2 rRNA genes are annotated in these 867 nt (G+C 36.0%); both read left to right on the forward strand.

Annotated features, from left to right (window positions below):
- Window positions 1–24 precede the first annotated feature (24 nt).
- Window positions 25–140 (forward strand): 5S ribosomal RNA (gene rrf, locus AC1DFT_RS20800).
- Window positions 141–805: 665 nt separating this feature from the next.
- A 16S ribosomal RNA gene (locus tag AC1DFT_RS20805) occupies window positions 806–867 on the forward strand; the annotation flags it as partial.

The raw sequence follows: 867 nt of genomic DNA on the forward strand, positions 1-867 counted from the left end.
TTTTGAGTGAACAAGCACTCATCGTCTAGTGATGATGGCAAAGAGGTCACACCCGTTCCCATACCGAACACGGAAGTTAAGCTCTTTTGCGCCGATGGTAGTTGGGGGTTTCCCCCTGTGAGAGTAGGACGTCGCTGGGCACCAAAAAAGAGGTCGTTATCGAGTAATCGGTAACGATTTTTTTGTTGTTTAGAAAGTTATAACAATATCAAAATGTAAATAACTTTTCAGGTAATATAAAGCATGCCATTTTTTATATTGAACGTGATATAGGATAAATGTGCTAAAGGAAAAAGATTGATCGTAAAGACAGATAACTATTCAGTTAAACGTGAAGAGGAGATAGGTTAGTCTATCCAATCCATCGTAGATGATGATGGATTTGGAAGCAGATGAGAAACAAGAGTCATGTATTTTTGCGTTTCTTTCCGAAGGAAAAGGGGATTTCAACTACTGTTTACAGTGCCCAATCTTTCTAATGACTCTATATATTGTATTCTTACTAAAGAAAAATAAAAAGTGCTTGTCAATTCAGAAGAAGCATGTTATATTTATATACCTGTCATATCAATTGGCAATTTCCTTTAAAAAGAAAATAAAAAAGGTTGTTGACACTGATTTTTAAAAGTGTTATGATAGTAAATGTCGCCGCAACAAGACGACAACATGAACATTGAAAACTGAACATGCAAAACGTTAAGAAATATAGCTTGAAAGATTARCTTCGGTTAACTTGATAGCAAAACAATTTTGACATCATTTAATGATGATGCCAGCAAAACAACATGAGCTTTTTAAGTTCTCTATTATGGAGAGTTTGATCCTGGCTCAGGACGAACGCTGGCGGCGTGCCTAATACATGCAAGT

The organism is Psychrobacillus sp. 05T411, assembly GCF_056396485.1.